Source organism: Mycobacterium sp., from assembly GCF_044370595.1.
Taxonomy (GTDB): domain Bacteria; phylum Actinomycetota; class Actinomycetes; order Mycobacteriales; family Mycobacteriaceae; genus Mycobacterium.
Genome location: NZ_JBILVF010000256.1, coordinates 1 through 2,807 on the forward strand (window position 1 = coordinate 1; position 2,807 = coordinate 2,807).

The 2,807-nt window shown below is 65.4% G+C and carries 3 protein-coding genes; 1 reads left to right on the forward strand and 2 read right to left on the reverse strand.

The features are described from left to right. Nucleotides 1–49: 49 nt before the first annotated feature. Both ADBZ5N_RS18505 and ADBZ5N_RS18510 read right to left on the reverse strand, forming a co-directional pair. A complete protein-coding gene (locus ADBZ5N_RS18505) occupies nt 50–1,198 on the reverse strand; it encodes a hypothetical protein (protein WP_526260000.1) in 1,149 nt (382 codons plus the stop codon). 14 nt (nt 1,199–1,212) lie between these two features. Next, the gene (locus ADBZ5N_RS18510; protein ID WP_526260002.1) at nt 1,213–1,716 is read right to left on the reverse strand and encodes a M15 family metallopeptidase; all 504 of its coding nucleotides are present in this window, start codon (nt 1,714–1,716) and stop codon (nt 1,213–1,215) included. A gap of 110 nt (nt 1,717–1,826) precedes the next feature. Here ADBZ5N_RS18510 and ADBZ5N_RS18515 point away from each other — a divergent pair. Further along, the coding region (locus ADBZ5N_RS18515; RefSeq protein ID WP_526260004.1) for a cation:proton antiporter domain-containing protein at nt 1,827–2,807 on the forward strand (981 nt) is incomplete at its 3' end.

Sequence of the window (2,807 nt, forward strand, 5' to 3'; positions counted from 1 at the left end):
GTCGTGCCGGTCTTGGGTGTCCCGATATGGATCAGGGCAGTTTTCGGCATCATGTCTGCGGTCCTCGCTTAAATCGGCTCCGTAGCGCGGCGTCCAGGCGGGCGGGCTTGTACGCATACGGCACGGCCCGGTAGGCCCGGGCGGCCGCACGTACCGCCAGAGGCCTCCGCGTGGGAGTCGCGGCACGCCGGTACTCCTCCCGCAGACACTCGACGACATCAAGGTCTAACGACTCGAGGATGTCCTCGACCCGCCACACTGGACGGGCCGCCAACGGCGCGACACCAGCCGCAGGACCTAGCCCCAGATCCACCCCGTACCGGGACTTGATGAATTCCGCATCCTCTCGGTGATTAGCCCGAATTTGCATGGCAAAAGCTGAATTCAGCGTTGGTCTCGTCTGGGGAACACGCTCAGCCGACTGAGCCAGGAACGCCGCGAGCCGGTCGAGGCCTGGAATCAGTAGCGAGTTCTCATCGGGTCCAATAGTCTCCCGGTAATCCTGCAAAACCACCATGGCTTCCGCCGAAAGCGTGGTGTTCAGCCGGGCCTCAGACCGCGGGAGATCAACGCCCAGAATGGTTCTCAGCACTTCGGAGAAGTCATCGCTGACGTCATGCTGGGCGCCACTGGCATAGCGCCGAACGGTCACGCTACCCGGGAAAGCCTGCTCCCACGTCTCGGCGATCTGCCGGAATCGGTATCGGAAGGATGCCGGGTCGTCGACCGCCGACGTCCCGTACAACGACCACTTGAGTGCCTGCTGCGTGCGCGACAGGTAGAAATCGGCGGGATCGCGAATGTAGAGAACGACGTGAAACTTGCTGAACCCCAATGACTCCAGATCGCGGCGAAGCTCTGCAATGGCCGACCCGCTGAAATGGTTGCTCAGCGATTCAGCCGAAAGGATCGCGCCGTCAGCGGACCGCAATCTCCCGAAAAGGAAACGGCGATAGCGCAACTGCGCCCGACGGAAACGGTCATCATCGCGCGAATACTTCGCCAACCATACCTGCGGCAAATCCCGGTGCGGCAGGTAGAGCATGGTCAGCCGGTTGTGGTTCCGGTCGCCGCTGAACAGCGGGTAGCGGTAGGGCTGCAGCGCCCCCGCCGCCTCGGCCCGGGCGAGGCATTCCTGAATCGACGTCGTCCCGGTCTTCGGGGTCCCGATGTGGAGCAGGGCGGTCTTCGTTCTCATGCCTACGCCGATGCCTACCCCGCAGCGTTCGCCCGCAATGGCGGGCAACCGCCCACGGCGTCGGCGGCCAACTCGAAATGCCACCTCTCGTTGGCGTAGATCTGGCAGAGCCCGAACCGGCCGCCGTTGGCGATCAGCCAGTAGTCGGCATCCACACCTCCGATGTCGACGGCTTGGCCGAGAACGTGCTTGGAGTGCTCAGGGGTCTGCACGTACTGGCGCGCGGCGGCGAAACTGCCGTAGGTGGCGATCGCATCGTTAAGTAGTTGCTGCTGGAACTCCGGTGAACGCCACCCCGAGGTGATCATGATCGTGACACCGTCGGCCGCGGCAGCGGTTGCGGCCCGCTGGACTGCGGTGAGCAGTCCGGGGTTGAGGTATCCCACCGCCGGGTTGGCCACGTCCCACGGCGACAGCATCTGGACGTAGTTGTCGGTCAACCGGACAGTCGGCTGCTGGCCTGCCGGCGGACCGGCCGCCAACACACCGGCCGCACACAACACGGGGATGAATCGCATGATGACCCGATCCTCCCAGAGAGACGGGTTTAAGCCGAACCGCATCCCAAGTGTCCGCCCGGCGTGCACCATAAGCCCCGACAGAGGAACAACAACCTGGGAGTGACGGCATGGCGCTCGTCCTGGCTTTCGGTGTGATGCTGCTGATCAGCGTCTCGCTGTCCGGCCTGGCCGCCCGGACCGTGTTGTCCACGGCGCTGCTGTTCCTGGTCGGCGGGGCGCTGCTCGGCCCCGGCGGATTCGGGGTGGTCAACTACACCGCCGATGATGCGATCGTCGCGGTGCTCGCCGACATCGCGTTGTTCACGGTGTTGTTCACCGACGGCCAGCGGGCCAGCGTGCCTGCGTTGCGGGAGGGCTGGCGACTGTCCGGGCGGGCGCTGGGCCTGGGCATGCCGCTGGCGATGATCGGCATCGCGGTGCCGGCGCACTATCTGGTCGGCCTGGACTGGCCGACCGCTTTCCTGCTGGGGGCGATCCTTTCCCCGACCGACCCGGTGTTCGCCTCGGCTCTGGTCGGCCGCTCCGACATCCCGTTGCGACTGCGCCGACTGCTCAATGTCGAGTCCGGCCTCAATGACGGCCTCGCGCTGCCGTTCGTGCTGATCTTCTTGGCGCTGGCCAAACACGAGGACTCCCACATCGGCGAGGTGCTGCTGGAACTGGTGCTCGGCCTGGTCATCGGGGTGGGCGTGGCTGCTCTGGTGGCACTGGCATGGCGCAGCACGATCCTCACCATCGAGCCCCGACTGCAACCGCTGGGCCCGGTGGCCATCGCGATTGTGGTGTACGCGCTGTGCCACCTGACACATGCCAACCCCTACCTGGCGGCGTTCGCCGCCGGTTCAGCGCTGGCCACCATGGACCACGTCGCCGCGGAAACCTTTGAGCCGTTCGGGGACCTGTTCTCCGAGCTCACCAAATTCGCCGCGCTGCTGCTCTTCGGCGCGTTGATCACCCCGGACCGGCTCTCGCACCTGGGCTGGCAGGGCTGGCTGCTGGCCATCCTGGCGATTGTGGTGGTGCGGCCGGCCTCGATGTTGCTGTCGCTGATCAAGACCGGGATGCCGCGTGCGGAAAAACTCACCGCA

What these genes read in the sequence shown, in the direction of transcription:
- ADBZ5N_RS18505 (WP_526260000.1), bottom strand. Translation starts at nt 1,198, where the DNA reads ATGAGAACGAAGACCGCCCTGCTCCACATCGGGACCCCGAAGACCGGG.
- ADBZ5N_RS18510 (WP_526260002.1), bottom strand. Translation starts at nt 1,716, where the DNA reads ATGCGATTCATCCCCGTGTTGTGTGCGGCCGGTGTGTTGGCGGCCGGT.